The 16,518-nt window shown below is 69.4% G+C and carries 19 protein-coding genes and 3 tRNA genes; 15 read left to right on the forward strand and 7 right to left on the reverse strand.

The genetic code is table 11. The features are described from left to right. Positions 1-34 precede the first annotated feature (34 nt). The 6 genes from A4R43_RS33930 to A4R43_RS33955 all read left to right on the forward strand — a co-directional run bounded on the left by A4R43_RS33930 (position 35) and on the right by A4R43_RS33955 (position 2,820). A tRNA-Thr gene (locus A4R43_RS33930) sits at positions 35-107 on the forward strand. A 52-nt stretch (positions 108-159) separates the two neighbouring features. Then, a tRNA-Met gene (locus A4R43_RS33935) sits at positions 160-232 on the forward strand. 172 nt (positions 233-404) lie between these two features. Further along, positions 405-569 carry a 50S ribosomal protein L33 gene (rpmG, locus tag A4R43_RS33940; RefSeq protein ID WP_005152047.1) on the forward strand — a complete coding sequence of 55 codons (165 nt, stop codon included), beginning with the start codon at positions 405-407 and terminating at the stop codon, positions 567-569. Between the two features lie 221 nt (positions 570-790). Then, positions 791-1,891 carry a S1 family peptidase gene (locus tag A4R43_RS33945; RefSeq protein WP_113695822.1) on the forward strand — a complete coding sequence of 367 codons (1,101 nt, stop codon included), beginning with the start codon at positions 791-793 and terminating at the stop codon, positions 1,889-1,891. Positions 1,892-1,963: 72 nt separating this feature from the next. Next, the gene (locus A4R43_RS33950) at positions 1,964-2,413 is read left to right on the forward strand and encodes a MaoC family dehydratase N-terminal domain-containing protein (protein WP_113695823.1); all 450 of its coding nucleotides are present in this window, start codon (positions 1,964-1,966) and stop codon (positions 2,411-2,413) included. Beyond that, on the forward strand, positions 2,410-2,820 hold the full coding sequence (locus tag A4R43_RS33955; RefSeq protein WP_113695824.1) for a MaoC family dehydratase: 411 nt from the start codon (positions 2,410-2,412) through the stop codon (positions 2,818-2,820). Before A4R43_RS33950 ends, A4R43_RS33955 begins: the two co-directional genes overlap by 4 nt. Here the strand turns inward: A4R43_RS33955 and A4R43_RS33960 are convergent. From A4R43_RS33960 to A4R43_RS33980, 5 genes are all read right to left on the reverse strand, one after another. After that, positions 2,813-3,715, reverse strand: coding sequence for an SGNH/GDSL hydrolase family protein (locus A4R43_RS33960; RefSeq protein WP_113695825.1), 903 nt, complete (start codon positions 3,713-3,715; stop codon positions 2,813-2,815). The two genes, A4R43_RS33955 and A4R43_RS33960, sit on opposite strands and share 8 nt — an antisense overlap. An 18-nt stretch (positions 3,716-3,733) precedes the next feature. Then, positions 3,734-4,669: an SdpI family protein gene (locus A4R43_RS33965; protein WP_113695826.1), complete on the reverse strand. Its 936-nt coding sequence runs from the start codon at positions 4,667-4,669 to the stop codon at positions 3,734-3,736. Next, positions 4,666-5,016: a GntR family transcriptional regulator gene (locus A4R43_RS33970; protein ID WP_113695827.1), complete on the reverse strand. Its 351-nt coding sequence runs from the start codon at positions 5,014-5,016 to the stop codon at positions 4,666-4,668. The genes A4R43_RS33965 and A4R43_RS33970 overlap by 4 nt, the downstream gene beginning before the upstream one ends. A 755-nt stretch (positions 5,017-5,771) precedes the next feature. Continuing rightward, positions 5,772-6,659: a TIGR03619 family F420-dependent LLM class oxidoreductase gene (locus A4R43_RS33975; RefSeq protein WP_113695828.1), complete on the reverse strand. Its 888-nt coding sequence runs from the start codon at positions 6,657-6,659 to the stop codon at positions 5,772-5,774. Then, positions 6,659-7,867 carry a pyridoxal phosphate-dependent aminotransferase gene (locus A4R43_RS33980; protein ID WP_113695829.1) on the reverse strand — a complete coding sequence of 403 codons (1,209 nt, stop codon included), beginning with the start codon at positions 7,865-7,867 and terminating at the stop codon, positions 6,659-6,661. The genes A4R43_RS33975 and A4R43_RS33980 overlap by 1 nt, the downstream gene beginning before the upstream one ends. Positions 7,868-8,046: 179 nt before the next feature. Here A4R43_RS33980 and A4R43_RS33985 point away from each other — a divergent pair. The 5 genes from A4R43_RS33985 (at position 8,047) to rplA (ending at position 10,759) form a co-directional block, all read left to right on the forward strand. Beyond that, a tRNA-Trp gene (locus A4R43_RS33985) sits at positions 8,047-8,119 on the forward strand. Between the two features lie 31 nt (positions 8,120-8,150). Continuing rightward, on the forward strand, positions 8,151-8,564 hold the full coding sequence (secE, locus tag A4R43_RS33990) for a preprotein translocase subunit SecE (RefSeq protein ID WP_113695830.1): 414 nt from the start codon (positions 8,151-8,153) through the stop codon (positions 8,562-8,564). Between the two features lie 82 nt (positions 8,565-8,646). Next, on the forward strand, positions 8,647-9,447 hold the full coding sequence (gene nusG, locus A4R43_RS33995) for a transcription termination/antitermination protein NusG (RefSeq protein WP_113695831.1): 801 nt from the start codon (positions 8,647-8,649) through the stop codon (positions 9,445-9,447). Between the two features lie 77 nt (positions 9,448-9,524). Next, positions 9,525-9,959 carry a 50S ribosomal protein L11 gene (rplK, locus tag A4R43_RS34000; protein ID WP_113695832.1) on the forward strand — a complete coding sequence of 145 codons (435 nt, stop codon included), beginning with the start codon at positions 9,525-9,527 and terminating at the stop codon, positions 9,957-9,959. Between the two features lie 80 nt (positions 9,960-10,039). Then, entirely contained in the window at positions 10,040-10,759 is a 720-nt protein-coding gene (gene rplA, locus A4R43_RS34005) for a 50S ribosomal protein L1 (protein ID WP_113695833.1), read from the forward strand. A gap of 205 nt (positions 10,760-10,964) precedes the next feature. Here the strand turns inward: rplA and A4R43_RS34010 are convergent, their stop codons facing one another. Further along, on the reverse strand, positions 10,965-11,969 hold the full coding sequence (locus A4R43_RS34010) for an ABC transporter substrate-binding protein (RefSeq protein ID WP_113695834.1): 1,005 nt from the start codon (positions 11,967-11,969) through the stop codon (positions 10,965-10,967). A 77-nt stretch (positions 11,970-12,046) separates the two neighbouring features. Further along, on the reverse strand, positions 12,047-12,991 hold the full coding sequence (locus A4R43_RS34015; RefSeq protein WP_113695835.1) for a hypothetical protein: 945 nt from the start codon (positions 12,989-12,991) through the stop codon (positions 12,047-12,049). A gap of 349 nt (positions 12,992-13,340) precedes the next feature. Between A4R43_RS34015 and rplJ the strand changes: the two genes are divergently transcribed. The 4 genes from rplJ (at position 13,341) to A4R43_RS34035 (ending at position 16,516) form a co-directional block, all read left to right on the forward strand. Continuing rightward, positions 13,341-13,892, forward strand: a complete 552-nt coding sequence (gene rplJ, locus A4R43_RS34020) for a 50S ribosomal protein L10 (protein WP_113695836.1) — start codon at positions 13,341-13,343, stop codon at positions 13,890-13,892. A 48-nt stretch (positions 13,893-13,940) separates the two neighbouring features. Continuing rightward, positions 13,941-14,333, forward strand: coding sequence for a 50S ribosomal protein L7/L12 (gene rplL / locus A4R43_RS34025; RefSeq protein ID WP_113695837.1), 393 nt, complete (start codon positions 13,941-13,943; stop codon positions 14,331-14,333). A gap of 219 nt (positions 14,334-14,552) precedes the next feature. Then, positions 14,553-15,728, forward strand: a complete 1,176-nt coding sequence (locus A4R43_RS34030) for an ABC transporter ATP-binding protein (protein ID WP_113695838.1) — start codon at positions 14,553-14,555, stop codon at positions 15,726-15,728. Next, positions 15,725-16,516 carry an MlaE family ABC transporter permease gene (locus tag A4R43_RS34035; RefSeq protein ID WP_113695839.1) on the forward strand — a complete coding sequence of 264 codons (792 nt, stop codon included), beginning with the start codon at positions 15,725-15,727 and terminating at the stop codon, positions 16,514-16,516. The genes A4R43_RS34030 and A4R43_RS34035 overlap by 4 nt, the downstream gene beginning before the upstream one ends. Positions 16,517-16,518 lie beyond the last annotated feature (2 nt).

The raw sequence follows: 16,518 nt of genomic DNA on the forward strand, positions 1-16,518 counted from the left end.
GCCTTGGTAATCTTTTCGAGCAAGAACAGAGCAGGCCCCTTTAGCTCAGTCGGCAGAGCGTCTCCATGGTAAGGAGAAGGTCTACGGTTCGATTCCGTAAAGGGGCTCGGTGACCTACGCCGCGATGCGTAAGCGCGTATCGCGGCATCGGTCATGTGCGGCGGTGTAGCTCAGTTGGCAGAGCAAGCGGCTCATAATCGCTGTGTCGCCGGTTCAAGTCCGGCCACCGCTACGCGGGCTGGGTGGGCTGTGTTTGCGGACTGCGCAAACCGTCGCCGCTCCGCCGTATGACCCGGGGGTCGGACCCCCGGACCCCCGCCAGGGGGCAAGCCCCCTGGACCCCGGTGGTTGCCTTCGTTGGTTGGGTTGCCGGGACATTTTCTGTGTAGAGAGAGGCTAGTGCCGTGGCTGCGACCGACGTGCGACCGAAGATCACGCTGGCGTGCGAAGAGTGCAAGCACCGCAACTACATCACCAAGAAGAACCGGCGCAACAACCCGGACCGCTTGGAGATGAAGAAGTTCTGCCCGAACTGCGGTACGCACCGGACCCACAAGGAGACCCGCTGAGCGCTCGGCGCTCGCGCGTCCCACGCTGAACCTTCCACAGGCCGTCCCCGTGACCAGGGGGCGGCCTGTTGGCGTTGTACGGTGAATAACCAACAGTTCGGTTGTGGTTGGCAAGTTACCGACTAAAGTTGGTACCACTTTCGGGTGACCTTGAACACACTGTGTACCGCCGGTTACGGCCGGTGTTCCGTTCGGTCCCCCTGCGAAAGTGAGTTGCCGGTATGAAACCCAACCCTGGACGGCGCAAGACCGCCCGGTCCACGATCGCGCTGCTGGCCGGAGCCACGGCGATCGGTTTCCTCACCCCGGCCACCGCGGCCGCCGGAGTCGATGGGTACGCGGCCGAGGTCGCCGACGCCGCCATCGCCTCGGTCACCGCGAAGGGCCTCACCGAAGCACAGGCGAAGCAACTGCTGAAGACCCAGGAAGCCCGCGCGAACACGCTGAACACCGCGCTCGGCGCCCTCGGCGACCGCCAGGCAGGCGGCTACTTCGAGACCGACGGCACCCCGGTGGTGAACGTGCTCGACCAGGCCGCCGCGGCGCAGGTCAGCGCGACCGGCGCGGTCGCCAAGGTGGTCAAGTACTCGCTGTCCCAGCTCGAAGCCGCGCAGAGCAAGCTCGAGGCGCTGCCAGCCGTGGCGCACACCTCGATCGGCAAGGACACCAAGACCAACCAGATCGTGGTCACCATCGCCGACGCCGCGCAGGGCACCGGCGCCCTGCTGTCCGCCGTCGGCGCGCTCGGTGACCAGGTCCGCGTCCAGCACGTCGCGGGCGAGATGACCCCGGCGATCCTCAACGGCGAGGCCATCACCGGCGGCGGTTCCCGCTGCTCGGCGGGCTTCAACACGAACAAGGGCGGCCAGAACTACATCGTCGACGCCGGGCACTGCACCGGCGCGGTGGCCAACTGGGACGGCATCGGCCCGTCGGTCGAGGCCAGCTTCCCCGGCAACGACTACGGCCTGATCCAGAACAACAGCGGCGACGCGCCGGGCGCGGTCACCCTGTGGAACGGCTCCACCCAGGCGATCACCTCGGCCGGCAACGCCACGCAGGGCCAGGAGATCTGCAAGAGCGGCAGCACCACGCACCTGACCTGCGGCTCGGTCACCGGCACCGACGTGACGGTGAACTACCCGCAGGGCGCGGTGAGCGGCCTGATCCAGACCAGCGCCAGCGTCAACTCCGGTGACTCGGGCGGCTGCCTGTTCGCCGGCAGCGTCGGCGTCGGCATCACCTCCGGCATGGGCGGCGGCAGCTCGTTCTTCCAGCCGGTCACCGAGGCCCTGTCGGCGTACGGGGTTTCGCTGAACTGATTTTCCCCGCGGAAGCGGGGCGTTCCCTGGTCGGGAATGCCCCGCTTCCGGCGTCCCGGGTAGCCTGCTCGGGTGCCTTTGGACCCCTCGTTCACCGGCCGGGTGTACCCGCCGGACAACGCCTACGCAGTGAGCCGGGCGAAGATCGCCGAATTCGCCGACGCGATCGGCGACAAGAACCCGCTCTACCGCGATCCCGAAGCGGCCAGGGCCGCCGGCTACCCGGACGTGATCGCGCCGCCGACCTTTCTCACCGTGGTCAACCTGCGCGCGATCAACGTCATCGTCGGGGACCCGGAACTCGGGCTGGACTACTCGCGGATGGTCCACGGCGACCAGAGCTTCGCGCACACCCGGCCGGTGCACGCCGGCGACGTGATCGAGCTGACCACGCACATCGACGAGATCATGGCCCGCGCGGGCAACGACTTCATCACCCTGCGCGCCGAGATCACCGACGCCGACGGGAAGCCCGTGTGCACCACGCGCGCCCAGCTGGTCGTCCGAGGGGAGGGCGTGTGAGCACGTTCACCGCAGGCGAGGAACTGCCGCCGCTGTCCGTCCGCGTCACGCGCAGGCAGCTCGTCCAGTACGCCGGGGCGTCGCTGGACTTCAACCCGATCCACTGGAACGAGCGGTTCGCCAAGGAGGTCGGGCTGCCGGACGTGATCGGTCACGGCATGCTCACCATGGCGCTCGGCGCGCGGATGATCACCGACTGGCTGGGCGACCCCGGCAGGCTCGCCGAGTACTTCACCCGGTTCACCCGGCCGGTGGTGGTGCCGGACGACAGCGAGGGCGCGCTGGTCGAGTTCACCGGCAAGGTGGCGAAGGTGAACGAGGACGGCACCGCGCGGGTCGACGTGACCGCGAAGTTCGACGGCAAGTCGGTGCTGGGCAAGGCGCAGGCGGTCGTCCGCCCTAGCTGACCACCTTGCGCACGGCCTGGGCCATCGCCTGCTGGCCCTTCGCGTTGGGGTGCAGGCCGATGCCGGGTGAGGTGGCCACCAGGCCCTCCACCCAGCGGGTGTCGGGGTTCGTGCAGACGTCGTGGCCCTTGGTCGGGCCCGCGGTGTCGGCGAAGCCCGCGTCGTGCTGCTTGGCGGTCTCGGAGAGCGTGGTGTTGAGGTCGGCGAGCGCGTCGCGGAGGTAGGCCACGTCGGGCGCGCCGACCGGCAGGTTGGGCCAGCAGCCGTCGCCGTCGGGCAGCACGGTCGGGTAGCCGACCACGATGAGCTGCGCCTTCGGAGCCTTTGCGCGGATCTTCTTCAGCAGCTCAGCGACCTTCTTGCCGGTGCTGTCGATCTTCGCGGCGAGCTGGTCCTTGCCGCCCGAGGTGAACTTCTCCTTGCAGGGCGCGGCGGTCGGCGAGCCGGCCACGCACTCGCCGGCGAACCCGATGAAGCCGACGTCGTTGCCGCCGATGCCGAGGGTGACCAGCGTGGTCGCCTCGTTGACCGCGTTCAGCTGCGGTGGGTTGGTGCCGTTGCTGGTCTTCTGCGAGCCGGTGATGGACGCGGTCACCGCGCCGCTGCAGCTGACGTCGGCGAACTCGGCGGGATTGATCTCGGCGGCGACCAGGTGCGGGTAGTTGTTGTCGGAACGGGCGCAGCCGGCCGGTTCGCCGGACAGCTTCCCGGTTTTCGGCGACGAGGTGTAGGAGTCACCGAGCGCCACGTAGCGCCCGGTGCCGCCGCCGACGGCCGAGCCGGGCGGCGCGGGGGCCGCCTCGGAACCGCCGTTCTGCGTTTTGTAGTAGCCGAACCCCACGGCTGCCGCGAGCACCACCGCCACGAGCAGGCAACCGCCGCCGTTTTTTGCCACATGACCGTTTGTACGCGATCAGGAGCGCGCCGCACTCCCCGTACCGGGTGACGCCTGGTCACGGGCCAGGAGGTCGTTCAGCAACCCGGCGGCTTCCCGCGGCCGGTCGACCGTGACGTACACGCTGCGCCCGGACTTCAGGTCGAGCCGCAGCGCCTCGCCGCCGCGGACCTTGTACGCGGTGTCGCCGGTGAGCGGGTTGACGCGCACGCCGAGCCCGGTCCAGAAGCTGACGCGGTCCACGTCGGCCCCGGCGATCCGGTCGAGCGGCATTTGCCTGCGAAAGCCGATCAGGCGGATGGTGACGCCGTCGGCGCCGACCCGGACGCGCAGCCTGGTCACCGCGTACAGCGCGACCGCGACGGCGATGGTGAGCACCGGGTACAGCACGAGCGGGGGATTCCCGGAGACCAGCGTGAGCGGGGTCAGGAGGGCGAGCAGGGGCAGGTAGTTGTTGCTCGCGCCGCCGGACCAGGAGGCGCGTTCCCCGGGCCGCAGCCCGACGGACGGCCCGGCCGGCTTGACCGGCTGTGGGCCGTTCGGCGCGATGAGCGCACCCAGCAGCCCGGCGACGATCGCGCCGCCGACCGGTACGGCCAGCACGACCAGGAAGTTGTCGGCCTGCCGCCAGTCGGCGGCGTCGAGGTTGGCGATCAGCACGGCGAGCGCGGTGACGGCCGGGAAGGCCGCGATCCCGGCCGCGAACCCGGCGCCGAATCGGACGGGGCGGCGGTTGAGCAGCAGGCTGCCCACGACCAGGAGGACGGCGGTGATGGTGAGCATGATCGGGACGAAGGTGGCCGCTTCGGCGGTCCCGTCGGGGCTGCCGTTCTGCCAGTGCACGGCGATCGGGTCGGGCAGTCGGTCGCGCCAGGTTTCGTGCAGTAGACCGGTGGCGATGGCGAGTACGGCGGGCAGGCCGCCGGTGGCGAGCGAGATGCGGAGTCGGTTCACGAGTAGCGCTCCTTGATCGTCCGGGTGAGCTCGTCGGCGTCGAGGCCGAGGCGTTTGGCCTCGGTGATGAGGTCGCCCACCAGTGCTGTCAGCCGCGCGCGCTCCCGCGCACCGGCGATGACCACCGCGCCGCGCCTGCGCCGCAGGTCGATGAGGCCCTCGTCGCGGAGGAGGGCGTAGGCGCGGAGAACGGTGTGGATGTTGATTTCGAGCGAGGCCGCCAGCTCGCGGGCCGGCGGCAGCTGCTCGCCGAGCGCGAGGTCCCCCTCGGCCAGCGCACGCCGCACCGCCGCGGCCACCTGCTCGAACAGCGGTAAGGGAGAGGCGGGGTCGATGCGTACCAGCATAGTTCTAACTGTACTAGAACTAACGACTTTGTTCTAGTGGATATAGAACTATCCTCGACTTATCCACAGGCGGCGTACACCTGTGGATAAGTAGGAGGGGCTGACGGTGGTCAGGCGTAGCGTCACTGGTGAGGAAAGGAGGCCCACCAGCCCCACCCACCGCCGACGCTCGTCGGCACAGCAGCCGCATCACGGCGGCCTCGCGCCCACACGCGCGAGTCACCCCAAGCGACGCCCCGCGACAGCCACACGCCGCAGCGCCACTCCACTCCGCTCAGCCACCAAAGGGGCGGCGCGGTGCCCTCCGTGACTGTGCTCGTCACGGCCAGGCGCGAACAGTCGGGCGGCATCCGCCTCGCCCGGGCGCGAGTCACCAGAGCGGCGCCTTGCCCACGGGTGTCCGTTACGGCCAGGCGCAGATGGTCAGAGCGGCTTGGCCGAGCGGGCCCATCACGGTCGGGCGGAAGTGGCCGGAGCCCTGCCTCCTCGACCGGGCCCAGCACGGTCGGGCACGGATGGCCAGAGGGGCGCCTTGCCTGACCGTGTCCGTCACGGGTGGGCGCGGATCGACGGGAGCGGTGCCTTGCTCGCGAGCACTCGTCGCGCCCGGGTGTGGCAGGCCGGGAGTGGCGTCCCCTCGATCGTGCCCGCCGCGGCCAGGCGCGGATGGTCGGGAGCGGTGCTCTCCCGATCGTGCCCATCACGGTCGGGCGGGAGTGGCCGGAGCCCTGCCTCTTCGACCGTGCCCGTTCTGGTCAGGCTTGGCCAACGAGGGCGAACAGTTCGTCCGCGAGTTCCGTCGCCTCCCCGACATCGGAAGCGATGAAGTGCAGGTCGACAAAGGCTTCCTCGATCCCCGCCTCCCGGGCGGCGGAGAGCTGGGCGGCCACGTCGGTCAGCACGGCCCCCGGCCGCGGGTTCAGTCGCAGCACCCGCCGCAGGCGGTCCGGGTCGCGTCCGGCTCGGTCGGCGGCCGCGCGGATGACGTCCCACTGCTGGGCCATCACCTCGAGCGGCCTGCCCGCTGGCAGCCAGCCGTCCGCCTTGCGGCCGACCCGCTCCAGCGCGGCCTCGGTGTGCGCGCCGAGCAGCAGCGGCGGGTGCGGGCGCTGCACCGGACGCAGGTCCACCTGCGACGGCGGGATCTGCCACAGCGGCCCTTCATGCGCAACAGGGTCGCCGGTCCACATGGCGACGAGGGCGTCCATCAGCTCCTCGAGCCGCCGCCCCCGCGCCGACCACGGCACGCCCGCCGCCGCGTACTCCGAGCGCATCCAGCCGATGCCGAGGCCGACGTCCAGCCTGCCCCGGCTGAGCAGGTCGATCGAGGTGAGCGTCCGCGCCAGCAGCACCGGCGAATGCAGCGTGCCGATCAGCGTGCTGCTGCCCAGCCGGATCCGCTCGGTGGCGGTCGCCGCCACGGTCAGCGCCACGAGCGGGTCGAAGTACCTGGTGAACTGCGGCGGGTACGGCCGCTCCGGCGTGCCACCCGGATACAGGTCGCTCGGCTCCAGCGGCGTCAGCACCCGATCGCCCACCCACAGCGACTCGTAGCCGACCTTCTCCGCGTGCGCGGCGAAGGTCGCGATGCCCGCCGGGTCGGCGAGCGCGCCGTAGTGCGGGAGACCGACGCCGAGCCGCATCAGCGTGCCTCGCCGAGCAGGCGCGCCACGCGGCCGATGCCTTCGACCAGGTCGTCCTTGGCCAGCGCGTACGAGAACCGGAAGTACCCGGGCGTGCCGAACGCTTCACCCGGCACCGCGGCGACCTCCGCCTCACGCAGCAGGATTTCCGCCAGCTGCACGGTGTCGCTCGCCCGCTCGCCGCGAATTTCCTTGCCCAGCAAGGACTTCACCGACGGGTACGCGTAGAACGCGCCCTGCGGCGTCGGGCAGTCGACACCGGGGATCTCCGACAGCATCGCCACGATCGTGCGGCGCCGTTCGTCGAACGACTCGCGCATCCGCGCCACCGCGTCGAGCGGACCGGCCACCGCGGCCAGCGCCGCCCGCTGCGCCACGTTCGACACGTTCCCGCACAGGTGCGACTGGTAGCTCGAGGCCGCCTTGATCACGTCGTCGGGCCCGATGATCCAGCCGACCCGCCAGCCGGTCATCGAATAGGTCTTCGCCACGCCGTTGAGCACCAGCGTCCGGTCGGCCAGCTCCGGCACCACCACCGGCAGCGACTCGGCCTTCACCCCGTCGTAGACCAGGTGCTCGTAGATCTCGTCGGTGATCACCCAGATGCCGTGCTCGAGCGCCCACCGGCCGATCGCCTCGACCTGCTCGCGCGGGTAGACCGCGCCGGTCGGGTTCGACGGCGAGTTGAACAGCAGCACCTTCGTCCGCGGCGTCCGCGCTGCCTCCAGTTGCTCCACGCTCACCAGGTACCCGGTCGACTCGTCCGCGGTGACCTGCACCGGAACGCCGCCCGCCAGCGTGATCGACTCCGGATAGGTGGTCCAGTACGGCGCGGGCAGCAGCACCTCGTCGCCCGGGTCGAGCAGGGTGGCGAAGGCGGAATAGACCGCCTGCTTGCCGCCGTTGGTCACCAGTGTCTGCGACGGGCTGACCTCGAACCCGGAGTCGCGCAGGGTCTTCGCCGCGATCGCCTCGCGCAGTTCGGGCAGGCCCGCGGCGGCGGTGTAGCCGTGGTTGGCGCGGTCGCGGACGGCCGCGGCGGCCGCCTCCACCACGTAGTCCGGCGTGGGGAAGTCGGGCTGACCGGCACCGAAGCCGATCACCGGGCGGCCTTCGGCCTTGAGGGCCTTGGCCTTGGCGTCCACGGCGAGCGTGGCCGACGGGTTGATGCCGGCGATCCTGGCCGAGATGCGGTCGCTGGTGGTCATGGGGGGCAGTTTTCCACGAAGGGTGCCCTACGCCACAAGCGCCCGGCGGCTTGCCGCAGGGGTAGCTTGCACGAGCCGGTGAGGCGTGCCGTAGACTTCCGAACTTGGAACGCCCGACACTCGTCCCCGCAGGGATGCGGGGAGGGTCGAATGCGTCCAAGAGCGGCGGTTGCGCTCAAAGGGGTGTAGCTCAATTGGCAGAGCAGCGGTCTCCAAAACCGCAGGTTGCAGGTTCAAGTCCTGTCACCCCTGCGTATCAGTCGGTGAAGCGGAGGAGTGGTTCGTGAGCGAGGACGGCGAGAAGGACCAGGAGAAGGGGCCGAAGCGCCCTTCTCGTCCGGTCACCGCCGCGGCTCGGCGTGAGCGTCGCGCCTCCGCCCGGCCAGCCGGCAAGGCAGGCGCGGCCAAGTCGGAAGAGGACGGGGACAAGACTCGGCCGGCGGGCAAGGCGTCCGACGCCAAGGCCAAGCCGACGCCGAAGCGTGATCGCAAGGAGAAGCAGGCCTCGCCGATCAAGCGGCTGGTCCGCTTCATCCGCGAGGTGTGGGCCGAGCTGCGGAAGGTCATCTGGCCGACCCGCAAGCAGATGGTCACCTACACCGCGGTGGTGCTGGTCTTCCTGGCGTTCATGGTGGCCCTGGTCTTCGGCCTGGACCTCGTGTTCCACGAGGCCATCGGTGTCGTATTCGGCAACTGAGCGCGCCGGAGCCCGCCGCTGAGGACGGCGGTGCCGCGGCTACGCCCCGAGTACGACACGTGATCAACTGAGAGGACGGAACGTGACCTCCGACAACGGCACAGGCAACGGTCAGGAGCTGACCGACCTTTCCGACGCGCAGGTGTCCGAGGCCGTCGACAACGACGGTGAGCACACCGAGCCGGTTGAGGCGAACAGCTCCGACGAGCCGGCCGGCGACGCGGCGGGCACGGAACCGGAACCGGCCGAAGAGCCCGAGGCCGACGAAGACCCGGTCGCCAAGCTGCGCGCGGAGCTCAAGGCCGCGCCCGGCGACTGGTACGTGGTGCACTCGTACGCGGGTTACGAGAACAAGGTCAAGACCAATCTCGAGACCCGTACCCAGACGCTGGACGTCGAGGAGTACATCTTCCAGATCGAGGTGCCCACCGAGGAGGTCACCGAGATCAAGAACGGCCAGCGCAAGCAGGTGCAGCGCAAGGTGCTGCCCGGCTACATCCTGGTCCGGATGGAACTCAACGACGCGTCGTGGAGTGCGGTCCGCAACACCCCCGGTGTCACCGGCTTCGTGGGCGCCACCTCGCGTCCGTCGCCGCTGACCATCGACGAGGTGCTGAAGTTCCTCGCGCCGCAGGTCGAGAAGGCCGCCCCGGCCAAGGCCAAGGGCGAGACCGCGACGGCGGAGGCCCCGCTCGGCGGCGGTACCGTCGAGGTGGACTTCGAGGTCGGCGAGTCGGTCACCGTGATGGACGGCCCGTTCGCCACCCTGCCCGCCACGATCAGCGAAGTGAACGCCGACGGGCAGAAGCTGAAGGTCCTGGTGTCGATCTTCGGCCGGGAAACCCCGGTCGAGCTGTCGTTCAACCAGGTCTCCAAGATCTGACGGCTCGGCACTGAGCCGGCAGTCCCCGCGTACTGGCAGGTGTGCGGGGGACTTGATAGTGAGAAGGACACGAAGCAATGCCACCCAAGAAGAAGAAGCTTGCAGCGATCATCAAGCTGCAGATCTCGGCGGGGGCCGCGAACCCGGCTCCGCCGGTCGGCCCGGCGCTGGGTCAGCACGGCGTCAACATCATGGAGTTCTGCAAGGCCTACAACGCGGCGACTGAGTCCCAGCGCGGCAACGTGGTGCCGGTCGAGATCTCCGTGTACGAGGACCGCTCGTTCGACTTCAAGCTCAAGACGCCGCCGGCGGCGAAGCTGCTGCTGAAGGCCGCGGGCGTGGAGAAGGGCTCCGGCGAGCCGCACAAGACCAAGGTCGCCAAGGTCACCTGGGACCAGGTCCGCGAGATCGCCGAGACCAAGAAGAGCGACCTCAACGCCAACGACATCGACCAGGCCGCGAAGATCATCGCCGGCACCGCCCGCTCGATGGGCATCACGGTCGAAGGCTGAACCAGCCGGTTCCCGTGGGAGAGCCAGGCGCTGGCTCCGACCACAACTGATCCACTGAACACGCTAGTTAAGGACAGAGCATGACCAAGCGCAGCAAGGCCTACCGTCAGGCCGCCGAGCTGATCGACCGCGAGCGGCTGTACGCCCCGCTCGAGGCCGCGAAGCTCGCCAAGGAGACGTCCAAGACCAAGATGGACGCCACCGTCGAGGTCGCCATGCGCCTCGGGGTGGACCCGCGCAAGGCCGACCAGATGGTCCGCGGCACCGTGAACCTGCCGCACGGCACCGGTAAGACCGCCCGCGTCATCGTCTTCGCCACCGGCGACAAGGCCGCCGAGGCCGAAGCCGCCGGCGCGGACGCGGTCGGCACCGACGAACTGATCGAGCGCATCCAGGGTGGCTGGCTCGACTTCGACGCCGCGATCGCGACGCCGGACCAGATGGCGAAGGTCGGGCGCATCGCCCGCATCCTCGGCCCGCGTGGCCTGATGCCGAACCCGAAGACCGGCACGGTGACCCCCGCGGTCGCCAAGGCGGTCTCGGACATCAAGGGCGGGAAGATCAACTTCCGCGTGGACAAGCAGGCGAACCTGCACCTGGTGATCGGCAAGGCCTCGTTCGACACCGACAAGCTGGTGGAGAACTACGCCGCCGCGCTGGACGAGATCCTGCGCGCCAAGCCGTCGTCGGCGAAGGGCCGCTACCTGAAGAAGGTCACCTTCACCACGACCATGGGCCCCGGCATCCCGGTGGACCCGGCTCGCACCCGCAACCTCCTCGCCGAGGACGCGAACGCCTGAGTCGCCTGAAGCACCAGAAGGGCGGTCCCGCAGCTGCGGGACCGCCCTTCTGCTTGACCGCACCCTTCCGCCCGGCCACCTGCTTTTGCGGGCAAAAGCAGGTGGGGCAGCTTTAGCGGGCAAAAGCTTGTGGCCATGCTTCTGCGGGCAAAAGCGTGGCGTCCTGCTTCTGCGGGCTAAAGCAGGACGCCGCTGCTTCTGCGGGCTAAAGCGTGGCGAGCTTGGCTTCGAGCTGGTCGGCGAGCTTGTTCATGATCTTCGCGTAGCTGGCGTAGCTGAGCGGCGCGACGGCGTCCCACTCGACGAAGCGGTCGTTCGCGGCGGCGGGCATCGCGGCGAACACCGGGTTCGCCTTGAGCTGCGCGGGCGGGATGGACGCGGGGCGCGTGTCCCACATCAGGAGGTCGGCCTGGTACTTGTCGGCCCGCTCCCACGACAGGATCTCGAAGTAGCCGCCGCCCGTGGTGTCCGGCGCGTCCGGGGTCTTGATCGGCAGGCCGAGGCCCTCGGTGTAGTAGGCGAGGTCGGGGTTGCGGCCCGGCACCACCACGAAGTACTGGTCGGGCAGCCCGCCGACGGCCAGGATGCTGCGGTTCTCCGCCTTCATCCGCGCGCCGATGTCCTTGATCCGCTGGGCCGCCGCGTGGAAGGCCTGCTCATCGGCCTTGACCTGCGGCGATTCGACGTCGGCGCCGAGCGCGCGGGCGAGGTCCCTGTACCGCGAGATGGTCTTGGGCAGGTCGGCGCCGGACTGCACGATGCCGGCTGTTTGGGTGATCTCCAGCGCGCGCTTCTCCTGGTCCTCCTTGAGGTGCCAGAGGCCGGGGAACTCCGCGTACTTGCCGCTGACCAGCAGTTCCGGCTTCAGCGACGCGAGGCGCTCGAGGTTCAGCTCGCCGTACGCCGGGCCGGTGACGTCGGTGACCTCGGACGGGACCAGGCTGCCCGCCTCCGGCTCGACCGAGCCGTCGGGGCGGACCAGCGGGCCGAAGGTGCCGGTCACCTTCACGCCGAAGTCCTTCAGTGCCGCCGCCGAGGAGACCTGGGCGACGATCCGCTGGGGCGTGCCCGCGGCGGTCACCGTGGTGCCGCGGTCGTCGGTGAAGGACCAGCCGCCGGACGCGGGCGCGGCGGCCTGCTCTCCCGACCCGCAAGCCGACAACGACACAAGAGCGACGGCGACGGTCGCCACCAGCGTCTTTCTACGCAATTGGAACAACCTCCGTTGAGTTAGGTGAAGCTACCCTAAACCGGAGGCCGTCCGATGGGGACCTTGTGTGACCAGCGTCAGTTCGACGGCGGCGCACTCGGCTTTGTGCCGGGGCACGGGTGCGGGCCGGGCTCGTGCCCGGTGATCAGCCACTGCTCGCCCTTGACCTGGCCACCCGAGGCGTCGGTCCGCTGGCGTTCGACGGTGAACACGCCGAGCGCGCGCCCGCCGCCCTTGATCTCGTAGTCGCACGAGTTGATCACGACGACGTCGCCGGGTGGCTGGCCGGACTTGTTGAACGGGATCGACTGGGCGTACTGGGTCTTGTTGGTGACCTCGGTGCTGAGTTGGTGCACCGCCTGCGCGCAGTCGGCGAAGCCGAGGTCGGCGGCGAACTTGGCCTGCGCGGCCTTCGACAGGTTGCCGCAGGCCATGTCGGGCAGGTTCTGCGCGATCTGCTGGTAGACCAGCTGCACGGCGCGGTACGGGTTGGGCTGGAGCAGCTCGGTGGCGCTGTAGGTGCCGCGGCCGGCTTCCGGCGCGGGCAGCTCTTCGTCCTCGCCGGGGAAGAAGTGGTTGTAGGCCCAGGTGGCGGCGAGGGCGAGCAGCAGGAGCAGGATCGGCCAGCCGAGCACCTTCTTGCCGATCCACTTCAGCCAGCGCGGCACCTTGGGGCGCGGGGGTGGGGGCGGTTGCTGGGCGGGGAGCCACTGCTGCTGGCTCGGCTGCGGCAGGGGCGGCTGGTGGCTCGGCTGGGGCAGGGGTGGTTGCTGGGTGGGTTGCGGAAGTGGCGCCTGCTGGGTCAGCTCGGCGCTCTGCTGCGGCAGCTCGGCGCTCTGCTGAGACTGCTGGGCTTTTTGCGCTTCGGAGAACTTGAGGAACTCCTGGAATTGCTGGAACTGCTGGAACTGGCGCAGCTGCTCCGGGTCGGCAGGCGGCTGGGGGGCCGGTTCCGCCCGGCGGGCAGGTTCGACCTCGGCCCCGGGGTGCTCTTCTCCACGCTGGTCCGCCACGTGACCCATGATGCCGGTCCGCCCCCGCCCCGTCTGCCCGCCACCCTGCTTCTGCGGGCAAAAGCAGGTCCGTGACCCCACCAGGCTGCTTTTGCCCGCTAAAGCAGGGGGGCTGCGGGGGCGGGGAAGTGGGCACGTATAGTTGTCGGCGGTTCTACCGAAGACCGCTGGTCTTCCCTGGGCGAAAGCCCCGGGAACGAAGGTCCCCCCCACGTGATGGCGGGCGGCCCGCGCAGGAGGAACGAGGCTCGACCATGCTGTCATGGTCGCTTGACGCCCCGCGCCTGTCTGCGCTGGGGCGTTTTTCATTTCGCGGGGTCCCTCCACGGCGGTCACCAGCCAAGAGAGGAGGCGACCAATGGCGAAGCCCGACAAGGTGGCGGCCGTCGCCGAGATCGCGGACAGGTTCCGTACGAGCTCGGCCACCGTTGTTACCGAGTACACCGGCCTCTCCGTCGCCCAGCTGTCACAGCTGCGTGTCGCTCTCGGCTCCAGTGCCAAGTACCGCGTCGCGAAGAACACCCTCGTCCAGCGTGCTGCGCAGGACGCGGGGATCGAGGGTCTCGACGACCTCTTCGTCGGCCCGACCGCCATCGCCTTCATCGAAGGTGAAGCGGTCGACGCCGCGAAGGCGCTCCGCGACTTCGCGAAGGACAACAGCGCCCTTGTCATCAAGGGCGGCTACATGGACGGCAAGCCCCTCAGCGTCGACGAGATCACCCGCATCGCGGACCTCGAAAGCCGTGAGGTGCTGCTGTCCAAGGCCGCAGGCGCGTTCAAGGCCAAGTTGTCCCAGGCCGCCGCGCTCTTCCAGGCGCCGGCTTCCCAGGTCGCCCGGCTCGCCGCCGCGCTCGAAGAGAAGCGCAAGGGCGAAGAGGGCGGCGCGGGCGAAGCACCTGCCGAAAGCTGAAACCCACCCCCTGAACTCTAGAGTTCACATCCAGAGAGGAACGCCATCATGGCGAAGCTGAGCACCGAAGAACTGCTCGACGCCTTCAAGGAGCTGACGCTGCTTGAGCTGTCCGAGTTCGTGAAGCAGTTCGAGGAGACCTTCGACGTCACCGCCGCCGCCCCGGCCGCGGTCGTCGCCGCCGCCCCGGGTGCCGCCGGTGCCGCCCCGGCCGCCGCCGAGGAGCAGGACGAGTTCGACGTCGTGCTCGAGTCCGCCGGTGACAAGAAGATCCAGGTCATCAAGGTGGTCCGCGAGGTCGTCTCCGGCCTGGGCCTGAAGGAGGCCAAGGAGCTGGTCGAGGGCGCGCCCAAGGCCATCCTGGAGAAGGTCGACAAGGAGGCCGCCGAGGCCGCCAAGGAGAAGCTCGAGGGCGCGGGCGCGAAGATCTCGCTCAAGTGATCCAGGGCTGACCCAGCACTGCCGGAAGGGGCGGGCACCGCGAGGTGCCCGCCCCTTCCGTCTTCTGGTGCGAGATTCCCCCGGATGGGCTACGGTGCTGCCACCGCGCCCAACCCCCGTCCGCCGGGGAAAACTCATGAGTAACCTGTGTCCGCCCTGCTCGTTGCTACACCAGGGTGGGTGCGAGAGCCGACAATGAAGACTGCTCCTGGAGGTGCGATGGGTGCCGAGGTGGTCGTCGAGGGTCTGACGAAGTCCTTCGGAAGGCAGGCCATCTGGCGGGACGTGTCACTGACCCTGCCGCCTGGTGAAGTCTCGGTCCTGCTCGGCCCGTCGGGCACCGGCAAGTCGGTGTTCCTGAAGTCGATGATCGGGCTGCTCAAGCCGGAACGCGGCAGCTGCACGATCAACGGGGTCGACATCGTCCGCTGCTCCGAGTCGAAGCTGTACGAAACGCGGAAGCTGTTCGGCGTGCTGTTCCAGGACGGCGCGCTCTTCGGCTCGATGAACCTCTACGACAACGTCGCGTTCCCGCTGCGCGAGCACACCAAGAAGTCGGAAACCGAGATCAAGCGGATCGTGCTGGAAAAGCTCGAAATGACCGGTTTGGCCGGTGCCGACAAGAAGCTCCCCGGCGAGATCTCCGGCGGGATGCGCAAGCGCGCCGGGCTGGCCCGCGCGCTGGTGCTCGACCCCGAGATCATCCTGGTCGACGAGCCGGACTCCGGCCTCGACCCGGTGCGCACCACCTACATCAGCCAGCTGTTCATCGACGTCAACACCCAGATCGACGCCACCTTCCTGATCGTCACGCACAACATCAACCTGGCCAGGACGGTGCCGGACAACATCGGCATGCTCTTCCGCAAGGAACTGGTCATGTTCGGCCCGCGCGAAGTGCTGCTCACCAGCGAGGAGCCGGTGGTCAAGCAGTTCCTCAACGGCCGGATGGACGGCCCGATCGGGATGAGCGAGGAAAAGGACTCCGCCACCATGGCCGCCGAGAAGGCCATGTTCGAGGCGGGTCACCACGCCGGCGGGGTCGAGGACGTGCGTGGCGTGCCGCCGCAGATGCAGCCCACCCCCGGCCTGCCGGAGCGCATGGGCGCCCGTCGCCGCCAGGACCGCGTGATGCGCAACCTCCACACGCTGCCGCCCGCCGCGCAGGAGAAGGTCATCGAGTCGCTTTCGCCGGAAGAACAGCGGCACTACGGCGTGCACCCGCACCGGCTCGTCGGCGCGAGACAGCAACCCCAGCAGCCCCCGCAAGCCCAGTACCAGGGGCAGCCGCCCAGCCAGCACCGCGGTCAGCTGCCCGCCGACCAGGTGGCCAGCATGCCGCAGAGCGGCTGGACCGAGCCCCGAGCGCGTGATCCCAGGCAGGGCGGTACATGAGTTCGGCCACCTCCGCCAAGATCCCCGGGATCGGGATGCTCCGCGAGACCGGGAAGCTTTTCGCGCTCGGCCTCGACGTCATCCGCGGGATCTTCCAGCGCCCGTTCCAGGTGCGCGAGTTCATCCAGCAGTCGTGGTTCATCGCCAGCGTGACGATCCTGCCCACCGCGCTGGTCGCCATCCCGTTCGGCGCGCTGGTCGCGCTGCAGCTCGGCTCGCTGATCACCCAGCTCGGCGCGCAGTCGTTCATCGGTGCCGCCAGCGTGCTGGCGATCATCCAGCAGGCCGCGCCGATCGTGACCGCGCTGCTGGTGGCCGGTGCCGGCGGCTCGGCGATCTGCGCGGACATCGGCGCCCGCACCATTCGCGAGGAGATCGACGCGATGGAGGTGCTGGGCGTCTCCGCGGTGCAGCGGCTGATCGTGCCGCGCGTGCTCGCCTCGATGCTGGTCGCGGTGCTGCTGAACGGCGTGGTCAGCGTGATCGGCGTGCTCGGCGGTTACTTCTTCAACGTGGTGCTGCAGGGCGGCACGCCGGGTGCCTACCTGGCCAGCTTCTCCGCCCTGGCGCAGCTGCCCGACCTGTGGATCAGCGAGCTGAAGGCGCTGATCTTCGGCTTCATCGCCGGGGTGGTGGCCGCCTACCGCGGGCTGAACCCGCCGCCGGGCCCGAAGGGCGTCGGCGACGCGGTGAACCAGGCCGTGGTGATCACCTTCCTGCTGCTGTTCTTCGTCAACTTCATCCTGACCCTGCTCTACCTGCAGGTCGTTCCGGCGAAGGGGAGCTGACC

Source organism: Amycolatopsis albispora, assembly GCF_003312875.1.
Taxonomy (GTDB): Bacteria; Actinomycetota; Actinomycetes; order Mycobacteriales; family Pseudonocardiaceae; genus Amycolatopsis; species Amycolatopsis albispora.